This window comes from Alteribacter salitolerans (assembly GCF_016901055.1).
GTDB classification, from domain to species: domain Bacteria; phylum Bacillota; class Bacilli; order Bacillales; family Salisediminibacteriaceae; genus Alteribacter; species Alteribacter keqinensis.
Genome location: NZ_JAFEUX010000005.1, coordinates 353,715 through 376,539, shown reverse-complemented (window position 1 = coordinate 376,539; position 22,825 = coordinate 353,715). Strand labels below are relative to the sequence as shown.

The following is a 22,825-nucleotide window of genomic DNA, read 5'->3' as shown; positions in this document are numbered from 1 at the left end:
GACTCCAGCGGGAAAAGCAACAGCTGAAGACCCCGCAACGGAGTGAGGAGGCTGAAGCGTTGCCCGCGGAAAGCGTCCGTCTGAAGCGGATGCAGGATCTCTGCTTTTATGTGCAATTCATACTAGACCCTTTATTATTAGTGTACTATAAATATCTGAATAGTTGGATTATTAAACACAAAGGGGGTTCTAGAATAGAACCCCCTTTGTGTTTGGTGTAGTTATTTATTAGCCTTCTTCGTCCTCATCATCACTTTTTTCTTCTAAATCAACTTTATAAGTATATTTCCCATTATCTTCATTGATAGTTACAGTTCCCTTATATCCTTTTAGCTCCGCTTCTAAATAACCTTTATCAGCAAGCTCTTTGTCTGTATAACTAGCTTTTTCATTATCTTGTGATGCTACCATAAGTCTTGCTGCATTAATTAGGAGATCTTCGTTGGCCTGCTTTGCATCGTCTTGTGCATTACTAATAATACCCCCAATCGCCGGAATCGCAATCGCTGCGATAATCCCCAAAATAACGATTACTGCAAGCAGCTCAACCAGTGTTAAACCTTTTTCATTCCCCATCAACTTCCGTAATTTCAGTTTGTACTTGTTCACTTTAGTGAACCTCCCTCTGCATTTTAGTTTAAGGCGTTGTTAAAAGAAGATATTGATGCTGCCTCCATACCCTCCCTTTCCGCGGAGGTGCCCCCGAGCCCCACTTACGCAGGAGTCTCGGGCATTCCGGCAGCATTTGCTTCTATGAAGAAGAGCTTGGAAACCATCAAAACCTCTCTAAAACACGCCAATAAAAAAACCGGCATATTCACAAATAAGAGGAGTGCTTGTACATAAGAAGTCCTCTCTTCGCTGCATCTGCCGGTTGCACTACTCGCTCCACACCGCCCAAGTGCCCATATACAGACGGTGTTTCATAGCTTTCATTCGTTTATTCGTTCACTATAGTAGTAGTATAGTTTATATTTCCTATTATGAAAAGCCTAAAATCTCAATAAAATAAAAATATTTACTAGTTTTCTATGAATTTTTACCCAATGGTGTCGAAGATCTCAAACATAGGTATGGCGATCGCCGCGACAATGACTCCGACCACGACAGCAAGGCCCACAATTAACAATGGTTCGATGGCGGTTTTCAGTCTTTCTGTTGCCTGATCCACTTCGGCTTCATAAAAGTCAGCGACCTTTCCGAGCATGGAATCGAGGCTCCCCGTTTTTTCCCCCACGACTACCATCTGCGTTACGAGGGGCGGGAAAATCCAGTGACGTTCCATAGGTTCGGCCATGGATTCTCCTTTTTCAAGAGAATTACGTGAATCCCGGATCACTCTGGCCAGCACTTCATTTCCTACAACCCGCTCTACGATAGACGTGGCATGAAGAACAGGCACAGAGCTTGAAAACAGGGAACTCAGGGTCCTGGACATCCGGGCGATGGCTGCCTTTTGAAGAAGAGAGCCAAAAATCGGCAGCTTCAACAGACCGTAGTCCAGGTAATATTTATAGCGCTTGTCCCTGGCCATAAGGGTAATCACGATGCCAGTAAGGAGGATGAGTAAAAACAACACCCACGCATAGCTTTGGAGCACGTCCCCGATTGTTAACACAAATGCTGTAATCCACGGAAGGTCAGAGCCGAAGCTTGCGAACATATCTGCAAAGGTCGGCACCACAAAAGCCAGAAGGAAAATGACTACACCGACGGCGACCACTCCAACCACAGCTGGATACGAGACAGCTGAGATGACCTTTTGTTTCGTGGCGTGCTGCTTTTCATAGTAAACAGCGAGACGGTCGAGAATCTCTTCAATGTTTCCTCCCGCTTCACCGGCCTTGATCATGTTCGTAAAAAGAGGCGGAAAGACATGACGCTGCTTTTCAGCCGCATCAGAGAAGGTCGAACCTGTACGGATATCTTCACTCACGGAAACAAGCCCTTCTTTTAAGAGCTTGTTTGAGGTTTGTTTAGCCAAAAGCTCGATGCTGTCCACGAGGGAAAGACCTGCATGAAGGAGCGTTGAAAACTGGCGTAAAAAGATGACGAGATCTTTTGTGGTCACTTTTTGAAGCAGTGTCACATCTTTATAGAGCCAGCTGTCCAGATGCTTGATTTCCATAACATTAATGCCTTTTTGCTTCAGCTTAACTCGCACATCTTTTTCTGAATCACTTTTTAATTTGCCGTTAACAAGAACGCCGTTCCGGTTTCTGCCTCGGTAACGATACATTGCCATAGTCATCTACCCACTTATGTAATAGGATGCCGCATCCCGGTCGATTTGCCGTTCGCGAAGGAGTTCATTCACGCTCATTTCAAGGGTCTGCATCCCTTGGGCCCGGTTCGTCTGAAGGACGGTCGGGATTTGAAAAATCTTTTCGGTCCTGATCAGGTTTTTCACTGCACTGTTGTTGAGTAAAATCTCAGTCGCCGCCACCCGTCCCCTGCCGTTTGAGGTTTTCAGCAGCCGCTGGGAAACGACGGCTGTGAGCACGGATGCGAGCTGAATCCGGATCTGCCCCTGTTGTTCGGGAGGAAATACATCAATAATCCGTTCAATCGTGTTTGCCGCATCGGTTGTATGAAGTGTTCCTAAAACGAGGTGTCCTGTTTCCGCTGCCGTTACAGCGGTGGCAATCGTTTCAAGGTCACGCATTTCCCCTACTAAAATGACATCCGGATCCTGGCGGAGGGAGGCTCTTAAGCCGTTGGCGAAGTTCTTCGTATCAAACCCCACTTCCCGCTGATCAATGATGGAATTGCCGTGCTTATGTAAGTATTCGATTGGATCTTCCAGTGTGATGATATGACGTTTCATCGTCCGGTTCATATGATTGACCATGGCAGCAAGGGTCGTCGATTTTCCCGATCCCGTCGGACCGGTCACAAGGACAAGTCCCTGGGGTTTTGCTGCAATGTCTTTTAATACGCCTGGCATGTTGAGGTCATCAAGTGTCGGAATGGAAGTCGGAACAATCCGCACAGCGAGGCTGATGCATGACCGTTGGAAGTATACGTTAATACGGAACCTCGAAATCCCTGGTATGCCGTATGAAAAATCGATCTCTCCCTTTGATTCAAAAAGCTCCCACATCTCCTCCGGCATAATGGCCCGGGCCATTTCTCCGGTTATATCCGGTGTGAGAACGTCGTATTCGTGCTGGACGAGTTCCCCGTTGATCCTGAAAACCGGCCTGACGCCGACAGTGAGGTGGACGTCCGAGGCGCCCAGTTCGTATGCTGATACGAGTAGATTTTCCAAACGCTCTTTCACTGCACACTGCCCCCTTTACTAATCATCCAAAGCCACACGGAGAACTTCTTCAAGCGTGGTTTCTCCTTTTTTCGCCTTAAGAAGCCCGTCTTCAATTAAAAAGATCATGTCATTTTTCAGAACGTGTTCCTTAATGGCGGTCATCGGCTTGTTGTTAAGGACGAGCTTGCGAAGCTCATCGTCGATCACAAGGACTTCATGAATCGCCATTCTCCCTTTGTAGCCGGTATCGTTACAGAGCTTACATCCTCTGCCGCGGTAAAGGTTATCCACGTCAATGCCCCGTTTTACAAACCATTTCAGCTCCTGTTCAGTAGGCTCGTACGTTTCTGAGCATTCCGGACATACCCGTCTGACAAGTCGCTGTGCAACCACACCTGTCAAAGACGACATCACAAGAAAGGGCTCCACGCCCATATCAATCAGCCTTGGAATCGTAGATAAGGCACTGTTTGTATGAAGGGTGCTCATGACGAGGTGACCGGTCAGTGAGGCCCGAACGGCAATCTCGGCCGTTTCCCGGTCCCGGATTTCCCCGACCATGACAATGTTCGGGTCCTGGCGGAGCATCGAGCGGAGACCAGCCGCAAACGTCAGGCCTACCTTTGCATTCACCTGCACCTGGTTAATCCCTTCCATCTGATACTCTACCGGGTCTTCTATGGTCATAATGTTGACCTCATCGTCATTCAAGGCATTGAGCCCTGCATAAAGGGTAGACGTTTTCCCCGAACCCGTGGGGCCAGTAATGAGGACCATTCCCGACGGACGGCTCAACAAGTTTTCAAAGTGCTCTTTGTTCACTATATTGAACCCAAGGTCGCCGATACGCGTCACGGCCTGGCTCATATCGAGAATACGCACAACGATTTTTTCCCCGTAAACCGTAGGGAGTGTGGAGATTCTTAAGTCCACCTGACGCTTGTCCATACTCACTTTGACCCGGCCGTCCTGGGGAAGGCGGGTTTCTGTTATATTCAGGTTAGCCATGATTTTCACTCGGGCCACAAGGGCATTCTGAAAATGCTTCGGCAGTGCCTGTTCGGTACGCAAAATACCGTCAATCCGGTAACGGACAAGAATTTTCGTTTCATGGGGGTCGACGTGAACGTCACTGGCTTCTTTTTGGAGAGCCGCTGCGAAGAGTTGATTCACAAGTCGGATGACCGGTGCATCTTCCTCTTCGTCAATGGACTGGCTTTCCCGTTGGGCAGGTTCTTCTTCCGTTTCCTCCACCGCAAACTCTTTCATAGAAGGTTCGAGCTCATAGTACTTGTAAATACTCTGCTGAATATCTTTTTTTGATGCGATGGACGGCTCAATGGAAAAACCCGTATGCATCCTTAAGTCATCAATAGCCACGTAATCCATCGGATCAGCCATGGCCACCCTGAGCTTATCCCCTTCTTTTTGAAAGGGAAGCACAAGGTGGCGCTTGGCCATGTCTTTTGGCACAAGGTTCGTGAGCTGGCTGTCCACGGGGTGGCGGCTCAGGGTCACGTGGGGAATTCCGAGCTGGAATTCCAGCACTTCAATGAGCTGTGTTTCTGTTACGAGTCCATGCTCCAGCAGGGCATCCCCCAGCTTCTGGGACCGTCTCTTTGCTGAAACAGTCTTTTCAACCTGCTCTTTTGTTACGACTCCTGCTTCGACTAAAATGTCTCCTAAACGGCGGTGTTTCGTCCTCATCGTTTCCTCCCTCGCGACCTAGTAGCCTTTAATATCGATGTCTTCTTCTTCGTACTCACCGGACTCCTGTCCCGGCGGGCGGCTGCTGTCTGTGTCCTGTCCCGGCTGGGAAGGGGTTAATCCATTTCCTGTTCCGGAGCCGCCTTGTCCCGGCTGCGTACCGGTTCCGCTCCCTGAGCCGTTTCCGCTGCCATTGCCCGGATCAAACGGATTTGTTCCTGATCCTCCCGGTGTCTGATTGTTGTTTTCAGAAGGAGGCCACTGACTGTTGTTACCCGGATCTGCAGGGTCGGACCCATTCTGTCCGTTTCCATTCCACTGGTTGTTATTATCCTGGTCCTGTTCACCGTTGCCCCACGGATCCCCGTTATCGTCACTGCCCCATGGATCGTTATCATCTCCATTACCGAAGGGATCGTCGTCCTGACCGTTGTTCCCCCAAGGATCTCCATTATCACCGTTGTCTCCATCCGGATCAGTTGGATCGAAGATGAAGTCCTCATCTTCTTCCTCTTCCGTTATCCGCTCTTCAATGCTCCATTCCTCAAGACGGTTTTGGGCCGTATAGTAATCTTCAGAGACGGTTTCTCTTTCGGGTTCTTCTTCATCCCAGCGGGCAATCGTACGTACCGTTCTTGCCTGATATCCCGGTGCCCCGTTATCAATCACAGCCCGGTCACCTTCCGTTCTCTGACTGGAAAAACGGACGCGTGTTTTAGGTTCAATTTCAGCTGTCTGCTCCACTTCTACACGAATGTCGTAAGGGAGAGGCAGACCATGCAGCTCTGCTGTGAGCTGATTATTTTCCATTCTTAAATGCAGGTCATAGTTGCTGGAGTTCGGATTAAAGAAAACAAGATTCCGCTCAAATGGAACGACATTGGCATCAAACCCGAGAGGAACGCCATCAAGAAGCTCATGACGCTGAGAACGCTCAAGTACTTCGAAGTTACTCCACAGAAGCGCTTCATACACGGCTGAGGCAAGGACAACCAGGTCTTCACTTTCTACCGGATCAAGCCCCCGTTCCTCCATCGTACCGAGAAGTGAAAACGTCCCTTCTGCCGGGATCGTTACATTCTCCATGGCACTGATCCACACCATCAGCTGTTCACTATGGGTAACACTTCGGTTCGCAGTCTGAATAAGGCCTTCCATTGGTTTTACTTCTTCGTATAAATAATCATGGACATGCTTTACTGTATCCTCTGCCGGCAGAAAGGCAACTTCAGCTTCAAGGTCAAGGGCAAGAGCTTCTGTATTTGTCTTATGTGCAGGATCTTCTGCAAAAATAAAAAGGGATAACTGCTTCTTCAACTCTGACTCATCCGCTCTCACAATGATCCCGTTTTCATACCCTTCCCCTGCAAACACTTGCTCAACGGTGGTGTCCACGTCAAAAGTAAACATATCGTTTGGAAGGGTAATCGTCTCGTCATACCATGTGAGAGTGACAGAAGCCTCCTCCTGCCATGCTTTAATTTCCCCCTCCAGGGCAGCCGCCGCTTCCTCTTCACTCATTTCACTGACGTCTACACTTGCGAGCTGAGTTTCCCTGTCCAGCCTGTCTTTTTCCCACCACGTGCTGTAAACCAGCGTACCTGTATAAGAAAAAAGGGAAAGAAACGCGACACTTCCGACCAAAACGAGCAATGTTGCGGCAAACCATTCATGAAACTTCATGACGTTTCCTCCTGTGAATGTATTTTTACTGATCACGGTCAAGTGAATCAAAAAGGCGCTGCCTTCTCTTATGAAGAGACTGTTCGCTTTGTTTTTCATTGTCCGTGACCGGTTTTCCCTCCCGGTTTCCCTGTCCAAGAGGTCGTTTATGTACAACTGCTGATTTCTGTGGCGTTTCTTTCTTCTCTTCAACAGACACCGTTTCATCTTTTTTTATTATCGGTGACTCCTTTACCGGCGCTGCCTTAGCAGGCTCTTTGAGGGACTTTTCCCCTTCCTCTTTGTCCCCAACCGGATAATCGTCATCTTCTGAACCATAACCTGTTTTTTTCATTCGGGAACTTACAATCAAAGAGATTAGCAAAAGGACCGTAAACAATACAACCACAGCTACCCACCAGGGATAAAGACTGATCAGGCTGAACGCCCCCGCAGTAAGGAGGCCTGCCCCCACCACGAGAAGAGCCGTGACTTTACGGCTGAAAACGGACGGCAAAAACATCATTATGGGAATCAGTAACAATGTGCCGGCTGCAACAAACAAGTACTCTACCAAAACGTCACCTACTTTGCCTCTTAAAAATTCTGAAAGTTTTTTCTGATATTTTCATTTTATACCAGACTTTCCAACAATGAAAGGATACGGGGTGCGGTTTTCCGCATAATTTTTCCATTGTTCCCTTAACAGATAGGTATTTCGACACCTGTCGCAAAAAAAAGAGGACGACCCGGACGTTTTCGTCCTCTGGGTCCTCCTCTTATGAAAACTGCGCCACTCGGTTGCGCCCCTGTTGTTTCGCTCCTGTATACATAGCCCGGTCCGCATTCCTGAGAACGGCCATTGCAGTCTCGTCCGGCTCAGACTTTCCTGCCACGCCAATACTGGCCGTAATGTTAATGAGCGATTCGTTCCCTTCACCAAGATCATTCTCCACAACAAACGGTTGGTTCTCCAACGCCTGGCGAAGGGTCTCTGCAAGACTGCGGGCAAAAGAAAGGTTTGTATCTTCAATTAAGACGACGAACTCCTCTCCCCCGTATCTTGCTACTGTACCTGCGCTGCCGACCGTGTTGGTAAGAACATCAGCAACCTGACAGAGCACTTCATTGCCGCTATGGTGTCCATATGTATCATTGACTCTTTTAAAATGATCGAGATCGAGAAGAATAATGGCAAATTGCTGATCTTCCGAAGTACCTTTATCGAATTTTTCCAGAAGGAGGTTCTCAAAATACCGGAAATTATAAAGGTTTGTAAGGGCACAGCGTTCGCTTTCTTTCTTCTTCATTTCATAGTTCCTTGCATTTTGAACTGCTACTGCCAGATAGTTTGCCATAAACTCAAGAATCATGACGTGGCGTTTTTCAAACACTCTTTTTCTTCCTGATGTGAGAGTAATAACAGCCACACATTCCTGGTTACGCATGACTGGAACACTAATCACAGACTCTGTGTCACTCAAAATATCCTGTGTTTCTACTTCCCGCCACTGTTTATACGATTGAAAATGCAGGGTCTCACTCGTCTGGCTTACTTTCAGACTGAGCTTATCCACCTGTCTGCCTTCAACAGATTCAGTCGAATTCCTGAATCTCAACCCGTCTTTTGGGTTGTAGTCATATACATGAACCGCATCCACAGGAAAAATCGTTTGCACATGGTCCATAAACAGATCGATGATTTTATCCACACTGAGGTTTTCATTCACTTGATAACCATACGAACTTACTTTTTTCAAAAGGCCATTCGTTGTTTCTGAATTATGGAACTGACGCAGGATCAGGCTTACACTCACAAAAGGAATACCCATGATTAAAATTGCCATAAATCCAATCTGGTTGTAGAGCATAGCAACGGTTAGACCCACGGGCACAATCATCACCGCTGAAAAGGCTTCCCACTTAAGCCCCTCATCCCAAAAGCTGACGTCCCGCTTCGTAAGGTACTTGATGGCCACATAAATAAACAAATGGTTTGTAATAAAAAACGTCAGTGCATATCCTGCAGCAGGAATAACCACGTCTGCGGTCATCCGCTCCATGCTCCCTGTGGTTCCGCCGAGAAGATAGAAGACTCCGGCTGAAACCATGGATACACCGAGAAAAATAACAGAGTTAAACGGAATACGGTAAATCTCTTTTTTCGAGAGTCTCAGCATGAGAAGAGCTGTAAACAGAGCAAGCTGTGTAACAGCCATCTCTGCAATAAGGCCGAACTGCAGGAATACAGCCAGTGCAATTCCGTGAAGAGGAATGAGCGACGTGCTTTTTATCCTTATCGGAAACAATGAAACGAGGATAATAAGAACTGCAAAAGAAAGAAGGCCGGTAACGTTCTCACCGGGAAACGCCCGAAAATGATCAACGATAAAAAAAACAAAGACGGGAAACACAATAAACCAAATTGCCCAGACAGCTTGCTTCCGCTCTCTTTCCAAGGCGATCCCTCTCTTTCCAATGCCAGTGTAAGTTTTCCACCTTCCGGGTAAAAAGATGGATGAATTTTCCACGATCAGTATGTTGTTCTCATCTTATCACAAGTCGTTCACTATTGTTAATACTAATGTCTCAATTTTTGGAACATTTTTATAAAGGTACACCTGATTGGTGGGTATATACTACCATTATCATGTCAGATATTGACGGACCTGGCCGATGAATTTCTGGGACCCTGTAATAATAAGTGGCTGGTTGTTTTTCTCCAGCCATGACCGGACATCGTCTACCGCTGTAATTTCATTCAACTGAAGCTGATCGATTGAAGCTGCGCGTTCATCATCAAATGAGGTCACCAACACCTCTGAAAAACTCTCCCTAAGCATCTGAAGCATCTGTTTGTAGTCTTTATCTTTCATCACACCGAATAAAACGTTAAAATCAGTGTCCTGGTAGCGTGCTTTTATTGTTTTCGCAAGAGCTTCAATGGCCTGGGGATTGTGGGCTGTATCCAACAGAACCACCGGGTTTTTACTTACCTTCTCCAGGCGTCCCGGCATCACCGCCTGCTTTATCCCATTACGAATGGCCTCATCATCGACCATCATGGCATAGTATTGTTTCATGTAATCAATGGCCATAATCCCAAGTGCTGCGTTAGTCACCTGGTGATCGCCTGGCATTAGCGTTGAGAGGTTTTTCAGATCCTTGTAAGAAGAGCTGTATTGAAAGGTGGTTTCATCTTTTTTCCGCTCTTCAATTGTGATTTTGGCGGCCTTCCCTGCCTCGTAAACTTTCGTATGCTTAAGGCGGGCTTCTTCTTTTATTACGTCCAGCGCTTCTCCCTGTACTGCAGTAAATACAGGCACCCCCGACTTTATAACCCCGGCTTTTTCCCGGGAAATAACCCGAATCGTGTCACCAAGCCATGCTTCGTGATCCATGCCTACGGTTGTAATAATAGAAACGAGAGGCACAATCACATTTGTGGCATCTCGTCGTCCCCCCATGCCTGTTTCAATAATGGCAATGTCAACCGGCTTCATTGTGGAAAAATAATAGAGAGCGGCTGCGGTCATCCGTTCAAATTCCGTCACCACAGACCCGAGATCGGTTTCTGTTTCTTTTATAGCGGGAGCGATTTCACTGAGACATTTTTCAAGTTCCGATTCACGGATGTGTTCCCCGTTAATGGCGATCTGCTCTGCCGGTGTATCCCAGTACGGTGATGTGTATGTCCCTGTAATGAAGCCCGCTTCCTTAAGCATTTCCCTGAGATATGCGGTTGTTGACCCTTTCCCGTTTGTTCCGGCAACGTGGATCGTTTTGACTCTTCGCTCCGGGTGGCGGAGTTTTTCCATTAAAAGCTCGACTCGTTCAAGACCAAGATTAATTTTAGACATATGATGTGATCAATCCTTTCTTTCCTGCGAAAAAATCGTAGTTTTGTTAAACTAAAATAATAACCTAAGTCCATTTTGAAGAAACGATATCCAAATTGCAACGAACGAAGGAGAAAAGAGATGCGCTACGGATGGCTTGTTTATAACAGCAGTTTACTTACACCTAAATTTCTCGATTACGGGAAGTGGATGCAGCGGGCAGCGGAGGCGGCCGGGATCACACTGGACCTGGTTTTAAACAGTGAGGTTCTTGTCATGATTGACCGAAACGGCGAGCGGAAATTACGATTCCCCGGTCACCTTCATCGTCCTGATTTTGTTCATTACGCCGATAAGGACCTCCACCTTGCCAGGCACCTTGAAGCGACAGGTATTCCGCTTTTTAACAGAAGCCGTGCAATCGAGATCTGTGACAATAAAGCGCTCATGCACACTGCTCTTGCAGGCAGTGCCGTTCCTGTACCAAGAACGATCATTGCCCCGAAAGTGTTCGACGGCTGTGTACAGGGAAACGACACGTTTATTGAACAAATCGTGGGAGAGCTCGGTCTGCCGGTAATTGTGAAAGAAGCGTACGGATCGTTTGGAGAGCAGGTATATAAAGCAGATACAGAGGAGCGGTTACGTAAATTAATTACTGAAATCGGTAGTAAAGAAGCGGTCTTTCAGGAGATGGTCCGGTCAAGTGAGGGAAAAGATGTCCGGCTTAATGTTGTGGGCAGCCAGGTTGTTGCGGCGATGAAGCGCACGTCGGAGGTCGATTTCCGGGCAAACGTCACAGCCGGGGGAACGACGGAGCCTTATGATCCTTCCCCCGAGGAAGAAGCGCTGGCTGTCCTTGCTGCCAAAGTAGCAGGAGCGGATTTTGCCGGGGTTGATTTACTGTTCGGCGAGGACGGCCCGGTGCTTTGCGAGATTAATTCCAATCCTCATATTAGAAGTATTTATGAGTGTACCGAAGTGGATGTGGCGCCTCGGATGATTGAGTATATTGCGGAGAAGGTTTACAGATAGAAATGGAGCTGCCTGGGATCAGGCGGTTCTTTTTTTGTGAGGGGGAGTTTTGTTGAGGGGAGAATTATTGCAGTTTAAGGAAGAATTAATTCGCTTTTGGGCAGAATTATTGCGGTTTAAAGAAGAATTAATCCGCTTACGGGAAGAATCATTCCATCTTAGGGTAGAATCAGCCCCCACACACACTAAATAAGGCCCCCTCTCAAAAAGAGAGGGTGGCCCGCTGGTTAATTCTTCAGCTCTGCGATTCGCGCGTCGACTTTATCGCGCTGCTCGAGATAATCTTTTTCTTTTTCACGCTCGGCTTCAACAACGGCATCCGGTGCTTTCGCTACGAATCCTTCGTTGCCAAGCTTCTTCTGAACACGCATTACCTCCTGGTCGAGGCGTTTTCGCTCTCCCTCAAGACGCTCGATTTCTGCTTCGAGATCCAGAAGTCCTGCAAGCGGCAGGTAAAGCTCAACGCCGCTCAGTACGCTGCTCATGGATTTTTCAGGGGCTGCGAGGTCCACAGCCATTTTAAGGTCGCTCGGACGGCAGAAGCGCTCGATGTAGGACTGTCCGCGCTCAAGCTGGCCTAAAATCTCACTGTTACCCGCATTGATCTGAAGCTCAACTTCTTTACTCATCGGTACGTTCAGCTCAGCACGGGTGTTTCGAACGGAACGGATGATGCCTTGCAGAAGCTCCATATCTTTAACCGCCTGATCGTTCATCAGGACTTCATCTTTCACCGGCCATTTCGCAACAGTGATGGATTCTCCTTCGTGAGGAAGGTGCTGCCAGATTTCTTCTGTGATGAACGGCATGAACGGGTGAAGCAAACGTAACGTTTGATCCAGTGTATAGGCAAGAACGGAACGGGTTGTGTGCTTCGCTTCCTCGTCTTCCCCATTCAATGGCAGTTTCGCCATTTCAATGTACCAGTCACAGAAGTCATCCCAGATGAAGTTGTAAAGGGCACGGCCCACTTCACCAAACTCGTAGGCGTCGATGTTTTTTGTTACATGCTCTACCGTTTCCTGAAGACGGGTTAAAATCCACTCATCGGCAATTGATTTTTTACCGCTAAGGTCAATTTCCTCGTACTTCAGGCCGTCCATGTTCATCAGTGCAAAACGGGATGCGTTCCAGATCTTGTTTCCGAAGTTCCAGTTTGCCTCGACTTTTTCCCAGTAGAAGCGCAAGTCGTGGCCTGGTGAGCTTCCTGTAGACAGGAAGAAACGAAGGGCATCGGCACCGTACTTGTCGATAACATCCATCGGATCGACACCGTTTCCGAGTGACTTACTCATCTTACGGCCTTCCCCGTCACGAACAAGTCCATGAATGAGTACGTCTTTAAATGGACGCTCGCCGGTAAACTGAAGCCCTTGGAAAATCATACGGCTTACCCAGAACTGGATAATGTCGTAGCCCGTTACGAGAACATCACCCGGGTAAAAGCGCTTGTAGTCAGCCGCCTCGTCGTCAGGCCAGCCCATCGTGGAGAACGGCCACAATGCAGATGAGAACCATGTGTCAAGAACGTCTTCGTCCTGCTCCCAGTTCTCAATGTCTTCCGGCTCGTCACGGCCAACGTAAAGCTCTCCTGTTTCTTTGTGGTACCAGGCCGGGATACGGTGGCCCCACCAAAGCTGACGTGAAATACACCAGTCACGGATGTTCTCAATCCAGTGCATGTATGTTTTTTCAAAACGGTCAGGTACAAAGTTGACTTTTCCTTCGCCTTTTTGAAGCTCAATCGCCTGCTCCGCAAGTGGTCCCATCTTAACGAACCACTGTGTGGACAAGTAAGGTTCAACGACTGCGTTACTTCGCTCTGAGTGACCAACGGAGTGCATGTGGTCTTCAATTTTAAACAGTACGCCTTCGTCCTGAAGATCCTTTACAATCTGCTTACGGCATTCAAAACGATCCATGCCCTCGTATTTGCCGCCTTTATCGTTCATCACGCCGCCTTCGTCCATTACAAGAACCCGTTCAAGGTTATGGCGGTTCCCGATCTCAAAGTCGTTCGGGTCGTGAGCCGGTGTAATTTTCACTGCACCGGAACCAAACTCCATATCTACATAATCATCCGCAACGATCTCGATTTCCCGGCCGACAATCGGAAGTCTTACTTTCTTGCCGATGAGGTGCTGGTAGCGCTCGTCTTTCGGGTGAACCGCAACTGCCGTATCTCCGAGCATCGTCTCCGGACGGGTAGTTGCCACTTCAATGTGCCCGCTGCCGTCAGCTAGCGGATACTTCATGTGGTAAAAAGCACCTTGTACGTCTTTGTGAATAACTTCGATATCAGAAAGAGCCGTCTTCGTCTGGGGATCCCAGTTGATGATGTACTCGCCGCGGTAAATGAGCCCTTCTTCGTAAAGCCTTACAAATACTTCACGAACCGCATCAGACAGTCCAGAATCCAGGGTAAAACGCTCACGGGAATAGTCGAGGCTGAGGCCGAGCTTTGACCACTGCTGACGGATAAAGTCCGCATACTCCTCTTTCCACTCCCAGGACTTCTCGAGAAACTTCTCTCGGCCGAGGTCGTGCCGGGAAATGCCTTCCTCACGCATTTTCCCTTCTACTTTAGCCTGGGTTGCAATTCCTGCGTGGTCCATACCCGGCAGCCAGAGGGCATCATACCCCTGCATACGCTTCGTACGGATCAGAATGTCCTGTAACGTCGTATCCCAGGCGTGACCGAGGTGCAGTCTTCCTGTTACATTCGGAGGTGGAATCACAATCGTGTAAGGCTTTTTGTTCTCATCTCCTGTTGCTTCAAAAAACTTTCCGTTTACCCAGTACGGATACCACTTGGCTTCAGTTGCCTGCGGATCGTACTTCGGGGGCATTGTTGTTTCGTTGTTCATGTTTATTCCTCCTTTGATATAGAAAGCTTTGCATACAAGTCGGGAAGTGCCTTATGCCATTCCCCAAGCGATACTCTCTCTCACGGTCTGCAAGCCTTTTGAACACAAAAAAGCCCCCTTCGTCAAAGGACGAAGAGAGCTGACGCTTCTCGCGGTACCACCTTTGTTTACACTGCCCGAAAAAATGCAGTGTACACTCAAGTGACCATAACGGGGTCTGCCGGCTTTAACTACTCACCTTAAAGTATGGCGTTCACAAAAGCAACTCCGGGGCGACCTTCCATCCCTGCATCCAAGAAAGCCTTTCAGCTAATGGCTTTCCTCTCTGGTGGTTTCAAGATGTACTCTTCCCCATCACGGTTATTAACTATCGTTATTTTACTCTATGCCTTCCGAACTTTCAATAGGCAGAAGCACAATCTTTACAATCATCATCACCTATTTTTTATTTTATATACCTCTTTGCTGCTCGCCCTAATCTCATAATCCCGGACCTATACACACATTTCACCGCCTTCGCATAAACTGACAGCAGACAGAGCCCGGAAAAGGAGGCGGATTTTGTGGGAAAACCGTTTAGCAGGGTGCGGTTACCGTTATGGGGAAGACGGATCATTGACGCTTTTTATCAGTGCTTACTGCCCATCATCTTTTTTCAGCTTATCAGAACCCTTTTGTTCCCGAGTACATTTGATGTCATCCTCCTTGCCACCCTTGCGATTTTCTATTTCTCAACTGCATACGGATGGTTCCAGTAACAGACGGGCTCCCGTACGAAACACCCGGGAAGCTCGTCTGTTTGTGTTTGTATCAAAAAATGGTTTTGTGAAACTCAGGTGTTGATTTACGCTCATTGCGCTCCCTTTCCGCGGGCGGCTTGATTCTCAGCGTTGCGCGCTTGCGGGGTCTCCCCGGAACTCGCTCTTTCCGCAGGAGTGTCGCGCATTCGCTCCAATCAACTTCTTAATAAGTCAGCAATATTATATAAAACAGCCAAAAAAAACAAAAGACCGCCCTTATGGACAGTCCTGAGTTTAATAATTCTGCTCCGGCTCCTCACGGAAAAGCATTTCCTGAAGCCGGTGAATGCGGTTAAGAGAGAGAATCCGGCGCTCAAGATGAGTAACGAGCTGCAGCTGTGTCTGTTCCCGCTGTTCGTTTAGATATAAGTCCACAGAATGAAAAATACTCTCGGGGAACGACAGGTAGCTCATTAACAAATGCCTCTCCTCATCAAACAGGGAGAAATGCCGCTCGTACGTGCCGAGCCAATGAAAGCCTTCACTCGTATCCCACGGCCTGGTCTGGAAATAATGCCGGAATAAAATTGCCAGATCCCGTGCCGGCGTGTCGAGGACCGCATGTTCAAAGTTCAGAAAGTAACCGGATCCGTACTGATCGAACAAAACATGGCTGCGGTTTAGTCTTCCGTGACAGAGGACGCTTCGAAACCCTTTCTTTTCTTTACAGATATCCACCCACGAGGCAAGGTGCTCCTCGGCCGACTCCGCCATTTGCACCATCCTGTGAAAGTGTGTGAGAAACGTGAGCTCAAATGGGGACAAGTACTGTTGCGTTTCAATCTTGTCAACGAACCGTTCCATTTCAAGCCTGCGAAGTTCCCACCGTTTCTTCAGGGTGTTGAAGCTTTCCTGAATGACTTCTTCTGAATACTCCTGATTTTTCTCCGTAAGCCCGTGAAGCTTTGCAATTTCCTCTAAAATCACATCTTCTTTACTGACCGGATGAGAAAAGCGGTCATGGCTGTCATACCACGGCATCAAGTAAAAGGCCGAATCTCCACGCCTTACAAGATAGTCGCCGTACTTAGTCGGAACAATCGGCACGGTGTAATGAAAACCGATGCGGTCAAGCCTCCTCATGACATGGATAAACCAGTCTCCCCCTTCCCGGTCCATCGGCGTCTGTTTAAGGGCAAATACGCCGCGGGAAGTGTAGACCTTTTTTACTTTCCCATACGTCTCTATCTTTTCTGGGTAAAGATCGTAGTGAAAAAGAACGGAACCTAAATGATCGAACGTTTTCGTCGTCAATTGGCCACCTTCTCTCTTTTTCCATCAAACCACGTACTGAGGGCTGTGACGAGAGCACGTGATTGTTCCCACGTCTGATACATTTTCTCCAGAAGCTCTGACGCCTCTTCTCCTTTTTTACCGGAGATTTCTTTTACAGCATCGACAAAGTCCCATGGAAGCAGTGCTTCTTTCAGCACTCTTATGACAATGGCTTCATCAAAGGTTTTTGACTCATCCAGTGACTCAAGAAGGCGTTCGAAACAGACTTTTCCGTATGCTGCCAGGTAATCTCGCAGGAAAAATGATATGGACCTGTATCCCATTTCAGGTGCCTTTCCCGGAAAAGACCAGAACAGCTGTCCGAATATTTCTTTACCGTTGTCCAGCCCTGCCAGCGGGTCAATGACCGGAAGTTTTTCCAGTTGGGATACCGGCAGTCTCTCCGCCTTTTTGTACCTGGTAATGGCTTCATCCATTGTCTTTTTTAAAATCGACACTACAATCGGGTCCACCGAATCAGGTAACTCTCCCACTGCTTCAGTAATCGTCTTCTCCGTGAGCTCTTCGTTGGCGGCGTACCGGGAATCCATCGTGTAACCGGTGTTGATAACCCCTTCAATGAGCGCAGCCAGCTCATCTTCCCTTCCCTGATATGAAAAAAGGGACGTGACCTCGTCATGCAAGGTCATCCACCCCTCTGAACAAAGGAAAGACATTTCATGATCTTTGGTCCGGATCATCCGGTTTGTCAGGCACACACCACGGTTGTCAAGAGCCTCTCTCCATTGAATGTGCCAGTTCATCAAGTGATGGTTCTCCCACCACTTGATTGTTTTAACGCCTCTCTCTGTCTTTAACGTCTCCCCCGGTATAACCCATTCCGCTGTATGGAAACCGTACGCTGCCTTTAACTGCTCGATTTCAACCATATTCTGCTCCCCCTAAGAAGAGGTTGGTGACGAAATTCTGGACGGAATATAAAGAATCTGTCCTTCTTCCACGCGCTCTTCGTTCAGTCTGTTCTGTCTCATCAATTGACTGACCGGAATATTATACCGTGCTGAAATGGTTTCAAGGGATTCCCCGGACTGTACGATACACATACGAAGTCTGGAAAACGCTTCTTCATCATCCCTTGCAAGAACCTTGGTGAGATAAAGGGCATTTTCTTCCTCACGGGTACCATACGTTTTTTCTTCTGACTCTTCCTGCTCTGCCTGTTCCTCAACTTCCTCTTCTGCTTCGTAAGAGGTGTAGCGGGTATCATTCGCTGAAAAGGCATAATCCTCTTCATACTGCGCTTCCTCTTCGTTGTCCTCTGATTCCATCCTGTTTAAATAAACAACAGGTTCAGATGAGGTTTCTTCTTCTGAGCTGTCTTCTGCTTCCTCATTTCTCATATAATCTTCCTGTTCCCCTGCGGGACGAACAGCCTCATAGTGAAATTCTCTCGGCTCCTGTTCTTCTTCTTGAGAGGTCTCTTCTTCTGTATACGTAGAAGCTGAATCCGGAAATTCTCCCTGCATGCCGCTGATGGATACGTCAGCCTGCAGTTCGATACATCCGTTCCCCGGCAGGTCGTAGTCAAACGAATTGACATTTACATAAATTTGGTCCACGTCATAAATCCGGCTCCTTGGGATTGTCACATCAATTGGAAACGGATGACGAATCATACCGAGCCCTTCGTCTGAGATCCGTACTTCTTCGATGGACCTGAACGATACCTGCTCCGAAAGACTTGCGTTACGCTGCTGCTGCTGTTCATCCACATCCTGCCCCGGACTGTACTCCCCTGATAACACCAGATTTCCTTTTACTGTTACATACTCTTCGGATTCCTGAATAGTAATGTCAGGATCCAGTGACAACGAAAGGACACTGTCAATTTCCTGGCCGCGATTCAGCCACACTGCTTCCTGAATCGAAAATGATAAGGTTGATGCCTGTTCATTGGCCACACGCTTCTCCTCCTTTTATAGAAAAAAATCCTTTTTCCGTTTCGCTCTGGGATGTTCATTCTTTGTCCACCATGAATGAAAGACTCGCCATTCATACGTTACACTTCTATGAGAAAAGAGGGGCAATTATGCATGGTTTCTCGGGATGGACGGGTTAAGGAGAATTAATTTGAGCCAGTTGACAATTATTTTGCTTAGGGGAGAATTAGCTTCCTTTCAGGCAGAATTAACTTCCTTTTGGGGTGAACTATCTTTCCTCAAGGGAAATTATCTTCACTAAGAGGAAAATTATCTGCCCTTAACGAATAATTACCTCTCTTTAGTGGGCAATCAGCCTCCTCCCCCCTCCCAAAATCCAAAAAAAACCCTCCGCACGAAGGCAGAGGGTCCTATCATTTTTAGTTTTCGTTCCGGATGCGCTGAAATGCTTTTTCAGCTGCTTCCACTGTGCGATCGATGTCCTCGTCTGTGTGTTTGGTTGAGAGGAACATCCCCTCAAACTGGGAAGGAGCAATGGATACGCCCTCTTCCAGCATATAACGGAAATATTTTGAGAACATATCAAGATCCGAGCTTGCAGCCTGATCGTAATTTTTCACCGGGCCGTCGTTGAAAAAGAAGCCGATCATGGATCCGGCACGGGTAATGGAGCAAGGGATCTCATACCTGGCAGCTGCTTTTTTAATGCCTTCTTCCAGACGCTGTCCGAGACGGTCAAATTCCTCGTAATCAGCTTCTTTCAGCTGATCGAGCGTTTCAAACCCTGCCGTCATGGCAAGGGGGTTTCCGGACAGGGTTCCAGCCTGATAAATCGGACCAGCAGGAGCGACCTTCTCCATAATCTCTTTCTTACCGCCGTATGCTCCGACCGGAAGACCTCCGCCGATTACTTTACCAAGGCACGTTAAATCCGGTGTAACACCGAGCTCGCCCTGGGCACAATTGTAACCTACGCGGAAACCGGTCATAACTTCATCAAAAATGAGAAGGGAGCCGTGTTGCTCAGTAATTTCGCGCACGCCTTCCAGGTAGCCAACTTCCGGACGGACAACGCCCATATTACCGGCAACCGGTTCAAGAATTACACCTGCAATGTCATCACCGAATTCATCAAACGCAAGCTTCAGGCTTTCAAGGTCGTTGTAGGGAACGGTCAACGTATTTTGAGCAACAGATTCCGGAACGCCGGGACTGTCGGGAAGACCTAGTGTTGCCACTCCGGATCCTGCTTTGATCAGCAGGGAATCTCCGTGACCGTGATAACAGCCTTCAAACTTCACGATTTTGTTACGGCCTGTGTAGCCGCGGGCAAGACGAAGGGCACTCATGGTCGCTTCTGTACCGGAGTTGACCATACGGACGATTTCAATGGAGGGAACTCGCTCGATTACAAGTTCAGCGAGCTTTGTCTCAATTTCGGCCGGGGCACCAAAGCTTGTGCCTTTTTCCGTTACTTCTTTAAGAGATGCTACTACACGGTCATCGGCGTGGCCGAGAACGAGTGGACCCCAGGACATAACATAGTCGATATACTCGTTTCCGTCGATATCCCAGATGTGCGATCCCTTTCCTTTTTCCATAAAAACAGGGTCCATGTTTACGGATTTGAATGCACGCACCGGGCTGTTTACACCACCGGGCATGACTTTCTTCGCTTGTTCGAATGCTTTAATGGACTTGTCCAGTTTCATTGTGATCAGCCTCCTTTATTTTTCACCTTTAAGCCAAATGGCTGCGTCTTTTGCGTGATAGGTCAAAATGAGATCAGCTCCGGCACGCTTCATGCTCGTAAGCTTTTCAAGAACAATGTCTTTTTCATTTACCCATCCGTTCTGTGCAGCAGCCTTCACCATGGAATACTCTCCGCTGACGTTGTAGGCAACGATCGGGAGCGGGTGTCGCTCTTTTACATCACGGATAATGTCCAGGTAGGAGAGTGCCGGTTTTACAATAAGGAAGTCTGCACCTTCTTCCACGTCTGAATCCGCCTCGCGAAGAGCTTCAAAACGGTTGGCCGGATCCATCTGATAGGTTTTCCGGTCTCCTGACTTTGGAGAGCTGTGGGCCGCATCACGGAACGGTCCGTAAAAAGCAGATGCGTATTTTACCGCATAGCTCATGATTGGAATATTTTCAAACCCGGCTTCGTCAAGTCCGTCCCGGATCGCTGAGACAAAGCCGTCCATCATGTTCGATGGGGCAATTATATCTGCTCCGGCCTCCGCCTGGGAAACAGCCGTTTTTGCAAGAAGTGTCAGGGAGTCATCGTTTACGATTTCACCGTCACGGACGACGCCGCAATGGCCATGATCGGTAAACTGGCACAGGCACGTATCTGCAATAACAGTCACTGCAGGGTAGCGTTCCTTGATTTGACGAATTCCTTCCTGAACAATCCCGTTGTGGACATAGGCTGAAGAACCAACTTCATCTTTTTCTGCCGGAACACCGAATACAATGATCGTTTCAATGCCAAGCCCGACTGCTTCATCTACTTCTTCATTTAACCGGTCAAGAGACCACTGGTAGACACTAGGCATGGATGGTACTTCATTTTTAATGTCTGTTCCTTCTTTAACAAAAATCGGGTATATGAAATCTTCTGTGTGAAGGTGAGTTTCTCTTACCATGTTGCGAATGCCGGCTGTCCGGCGCAATCGGCGGTGACGTTGAAATTCTTTCATCTCTCATTCCTCCTGATTGTTTGATCAATCTCCTGAAGAAGAGCCTCTGTTGTGTATTCTTCAGGGACAATGACATTTTTGATTCCCAGTGATTCCAGAGCTGATAATGTGACCGGTCCGATGGCCGCAAGTTTCACAGTTTCCGGAGGGTAATCCGCTACTTCTTTAGGGCCTGAAGAAAAGAACGCTTTCACAGCTGAAGGGCTTAAAAAGGGGATCACATCCACCTTTTGATCACGGGCGAGCTCCCGGAGCCTTTCCGCTTCCTTTTCATTTGGTTCAGTAATATAAGCGACGGGAGCGTCCAACTCAATGCCCGCTTCCTTCAGTGATGTTTCAATGACATTTCTGGCAAGATTGCTTTTTGGGAAAAGGACGATGTCGTTTTTTCCAAGTAACTCAACGAGTACCTCCGCCAGGTGTTCCCCGTCAAAGACCTCAGGAACGAGGTGAGGAGTTATTCCATTATCTTCAAGGAGCATTTTTGTTTTTTCCCCCACACAAGCAATTGTCTTGCCACGTAAGATTTCTTTATCCAACTTCAATGACGAAAGGCCCGTTAACGTATGTATGATGGCGTTGGCGCTTGTAAATACAACCGCGGTGTAACGGTCGATATCCTTAAGTGATTGAAAAAAAGCGGATGAACGTCCGGCAGGCTGAACAGAAATGAGGGGGACTTCCAAAGCAGTGGCGCCAAAGGCTTCAATCTGCCTTGTAAAGGGGGCTGCCTGGTGGGCAGCCCTTGTATTTGCGATCTTCAGTCCCTTAAGGGAAGGGAGTCCGCCGGTCATTACAGATCGAGCTCCTGCTTAACCTTATCGAGGACTTCCTTTGCCCCTTCATTGAGCATAAACTCGGCAACACTGTTTCCGACCGCTGCAGGATCTTCTCCTGTCTCCGTTCGTTTAAAGATCTGCTTGCCGTCCGGAGAAGCGATAAGGGCTGTAAGAGTAACCCGCCCATCATCCATCAGCTTTGCGTGACCTGCGATCGGCACCTGACATCCTCCTTCTACCGTGTGAAGGAAGGCGCGCTCTGCAGCCGTTGTTTTCTCTGTTACTTCATCGTTGATCTTTCTGAGCATATCTACGACTTCTTTATCATCAGAGCGACACTCTATACCAAGAGCCCCTTGCCCCACTGCAGGCAGACACACTTCCGGATCGAGGAATTCTGTCACAATCTCATCCGTCCAGCCCACACGCTCAAGCCCTGCTGCTGCCAGGATGATGGCATCAAAGTTTTCTTCTTTCAATTTGCGCAGGCGGGTATCAATGTTCCCGCGAATCCACTGGATTTCAACATCAGGACGCTCGGCAAGCACCTGTGCAGCACGGCGGAGACTGCTCGTTCCAACAACAGACCCTGCCGGAAGCTCTTTTAAGGTCTTCCCGCTTTCAGAGATAAAGGCATCACGAGGGTCTACACGTTTTGGTATAGAAGCGATGGTCAGTCCTTCCGTTTCACCGGACGGGAGATCCTTCAGGCTGTGGACACTAAAATCAATTTCCTTATCAAACATGGCTTTTTGAATTTCTTTTACAAACAAGCCTTTTCCCCCAACTTTAGAAAGGGTTACGTCAAGGATCCGGTCTCCTTTTGTTACAATTTCTTTAATTTCAAATTCGTAGGGAACACCTTGTTTTTTTAACTCTTCTATCACCCATTTTGTCTGGGTGATGGCCAGGTTACTTCTTCTGGAACCGATAATAATTTTGCGCATACGCTACCTCCAATGTGTAGGACTTCGTCTGTTCTATAAGGTC

The 22,825-nt window shown here is 48.0% G+C and carries 18 protein-coding genes, 1 riboswitch and 1 other annotated feature; of the genes, 2 read left to right on the top strand and 16 right to left on the bottom strand.

What is annotated here, in order from left to right; genetic code table 11:
* Positions 1–228: 228 nt before the first annotated feature.
* The 8 genes from JSY36_RS12560 to JSY36_RS12525 all read right to left on the bottom strand — a co-directional run bounded on the left by JSY36_RS12560 (position 229) and on the right by JSY36_RS12525 (position 10,494).
* Complete coding sequence (locus tag JSY36_RS12560) at positions 229–609, bottom strand: prepilin-type N-terminal cleavage/methylation domain-containing protein (RefSeq protein ID WP_336511484.1); 381 nt, start codon at positions 607–609, stop codon at positions 229–231.
* 255 nt (positions 610–864) lie between these two features.
* Positions 865–943: riboswitch (cyclic di-GMP riboswitch) on the bottom strand.
* 96 nt (positions 944–1,039) lie between these two features.
* A complete protein-coding gene (locus JSY36_RS12555) occupies positions 1,040–2,245 on the bottom strand; it encodes a type II secretion system F family protein (RefSeq protein WP_205166664.1) in 1,206 nt (401 codons plus the stop codon).
* A 6-nt stretch (positions 2,246–2,251) separates the two neighbouring features.
* Positions 2,252–3,283, bottom strand: coding sequence for a type IV pilus twitching motility protein PilT (locus tag JSY36_RS12550; protein WP_122897792.1), 1,032 nt, complete (start codon positions 3,281–3,283; stop codon positions 2,252–2,254).
* Between the two features lie 18 nt (positions 3,284–3,301).
* On the bottom strand, positions 3,302–4,972 hold the full coding sequence (locus JSY36_RS12545; protein ID WP_205166663.1) for a GspE/PulE family protein: 1,671 nt from the start codon (positions 4,970–4,972) through the stop codon (positions 3,302–3,304).
* 18 nt (positions 4,973–4,990) lie between these two features.
* Positions 4,991–6,655 carry a G5 domain-containing protein gene (locus tag JSY36_RS12540; protein ID WP_205166662.1) on the bottom strand — a complete coding sequence of 555 codons (1,665 nt, stop codon included), beginning with the start codon at positions 6,653–6,655 and terminating at the stop codon, positions 4,991–4,993.
* A 25-nt stretch (positions 6,656–6,680) separates the two neighbouring features.
* A complete protein-coding gene (locus JSY36_RS12535) occupies positions 6,681–7,211 on the bottom strand; it encodes a hypothetical protein (protein WP_205166661.1) in 531 nt (176 codons plus the stop codon).
* A 202-nt stretch (positions 7,212–7,413) separates the two neighbouring features.
* Positions 7,414–9,093, bottom strand: coding sequence for a sensor domain-containing diguanylate cyclase (locus JSY36_RS12530; protein ID WP_205166660.1), 1,680 nt, complete (start codon positions 9,091–9,093; stop codon positions 7,414–7,416).
* Between the two features lie 189 nt (positions 9,094–9,282).
* Positions 9,283–10,494 carry a bifunctional folylpolyglutamate synthase/dihydrofolate synthase gene (locus JSY36_RS12525; protein WP_122897800.1) on the bottom strand — a complete coding sequence of 404 codons (1,212 nt, stop codon included), beginning with the start codon at positions 10,492–10,494 and terminating at the stop codon, positions 9,283–9,285.
* A gap of 120 nt (positions 10,495–10,614) precedes the next feature.
* Here JSY36_RS12525 and JSY36_RS12520 point away from each other — a divergent pair, with 120 nt between their 5' ends.
* Entirely contained in the window at positions 10,615–11,508 is an 894-nt protein-coding gene (locus tag JSY36_RS12520) for an ATP-grasp domain-containing protein (RefSeq protein WP_122897802.1), read from the top strand.
* 227 nt (positions 11,509–11,735) lie between these two features.
* Here the strand turns inward: JSY36_RS12520 and JSY36_RS12515 are convergent, their stop codons facing one another.
* Positions 11,736–14,375 (bottom strand): valine--tRNA ligase, encoded by a 2,640-nt coding sequence (locus tag JSY36_RS12515; RefSeq protein WP_205166659.1) that lies wholly within the window; start codon positions 14,373–14,375, stop codon positions 11,736–11,738.
* Between the two features lie 122 nt (positions 14,376–14,497).
* Positions 14,498–14,742, bottom strand: a binding site (T-box leader).
* A 196-nt stretch (positions 14,743–14,938) separates the two neighbouring features.
* Between JSY36_RS12515 and JSY36_RS12510 the strand changes: the two genes are divergently transcribed.
* Positions 14,939–15,133, top strand: a complete 195-nt coding sequence (locus JSY36_RS12510; RefSeq protein WP_122897806.1) for a hypothetical protein — start codon at positions 14,939–14,941, stop codon at positions 15,131–15,133.
* 276 nt (positions 15,134–15,409) lie between these two features.
* Here the strand turns inward: JSY36_RS12510 and ysxE are convergent, their stop codons facing one another.
* The 7 genes from ysxE to hemC all read right to left on the bottom strand — a co-directional run bounded on the left by ysxE (position 15,410) and on the right by hemC (position 22,782).
* Entirely contained in the window at positions 15,410–16,429 is a 1,020-nt protein-coding gene (ysxE, locus tag JSY36_RS12505; protein WP_205166658.1) for a spore coat protein YsxE, read from the bottom strand.
* A complete protein-coding gene (locus JSY36_RS12500; RefSeq protein WP_205166657.1) occupies positions 16,426–17,340 on the bottom strand; it encodes a hypothetical protein in 915 nt (304 codons plus the stop codon). Before JSY36_RS12500 ends, ysxE begins: the two co-directional genes overlap by 4 nt.
* A gap of 12 nt (positions 17,341–17,352) precedes the next feature.
* A complete protein-coding gene (spoVID, locus tag JSY36_RS12495) occupies positions 17,353–18,372 on the bottom strand; it encodes a stage VI sporulation protein D (RefSeq protein ID WP_205166656.1) in 1,020 nt (339 codons plus the stop codon).
* A 398-nt stretch (positions 18,373–18,770) separates the two neighbouring features.
* Positions 18,771–20,063, bottom strand: a complete 1,293-nt coding sequence (gene hemL / locus JSY36_RS12490) for a glutamate-1-semialdehyde 2,1-aminomutase (protein ID WP_205166655.1) — start codon at positions 20,061–20,063, stop codon at positions 18,771–18,773.
* 15 nt (positions 20,064–20,078) lie between these two features.
* A complete protein-coding gene (hemB, locus tag JSY36_RS12485) occupies positions 20,079–21,056 on the bottom strand; it encodes a porphobilinogen synthase (protein WP_205166654.1) in 978 nt (325 codons plus the stop codon).
* On the bottom strand, positions 21,053–21,850 hold the full coding sequence (locus JSY36_RS12480) for a uroporphyrinogen-III synthase (protein WP_205166653.1): 798 nt from the start codon (positions 21,848–21,850) through the stop codon (positions 21,053–21,055). Before JSY36_RS12480 ends, hemB begins: the two co-directional genes overlap by 4 nt.
* Entirely contained in the window at positions 21,850–22,782 is a 933-nt protein-coding gene (gene hemC, locus JSY36_RS12475) for a hydroxymethylbilane synthase (protein WP_205166652.1), read from the bottom strand. Before hemC ends, JSY36_RS12480 begins: the two co-directional genes overlap by 1 nt.
* Positions 22,783–22,825 lie beyond the last annotated feature (43 nt).

Excerpts from the sequence above, each read along its gene's own strand:
- hemL (WP_205166655.1), bottom strand. The coding sequence starts at position 20,063 with ATGAAACTGGACAAGTCCATTAAAGCATTCGAACAAGCGAAGAAAGTC.
- JSY36_RS12500 (WP_205166657.1), bottom strand. The coding sequence starts at position 17,340 with ATGGTTGAAATCGAGCAGTTAAAGGCAGCGTACGGTTTCCATACAGCG.
- JSY36_RS12540 (WP_205166662.1), bottom strand. The coding sequence starts at position 6,655 with ATGAAGTTTCATGAATGGTTTGCCGCAACATTGCTCGTTTTGGTCGGA.
- hemC (WP_205166652.1), bottom strand. The coding sequence starts at position 22,782 with ATGCGCAAAATTATTATCGGTTCCAGAAGAAGTAACCTGGCCATCACC.
- JSY36_RS12520 (WP_122897802.1), top strand. The coding sequence starts at position 10,615 with ATGCGCTACGGATGGCTTGTTTATAACAGCAGTTTACTTACACCTAAA.
- hemB (WP_205166654.1), bottom strand. The coding sequence starts at position 21,056 with ATGAAAGAATTTCAACGTCACCGCCGATTGCGCCGGACAGCCGGCATT.
- JSY36_RS12525 (WP_122897800.1), bottom strand. The coding sequence starts at position 10,494 with ATGTCTAAAATTAATCTTGGTCTTGAACGAGTCGAGCTTTTAATGGAA.
- JSY36_RS12555 (WP_205166664.1), bottom strand. The coding sequence starts at position 2,245 with ATGGCAATGTATCGTTACCGAGGCAGAAACCGGAACGGCGTTCTTGTT.
- JSY36_RS12545 (WP_205166663.1), bottom strand. The coding sequence starts at position 4,972 with ATGAGGACGAAACACCGCCGTTTAGGAGACATTTTAGTCGAAGCAGGA.
- JSY36_RS12515 (WP_205166659.1), bottom strand. The coding sequence starts at position 14,375 with ATGAACAACGAAACAACAATGCCCCCGAAGTACGATCCGCAGGCAACT.
- JSY36_RS12480 (WP_205166653.1), bottom strand. The coding sequence starts at position 21,850 with ATGACCGGCGGACTCCCTTCCCTTAAGGGACTGAAGATCGCAAATACA.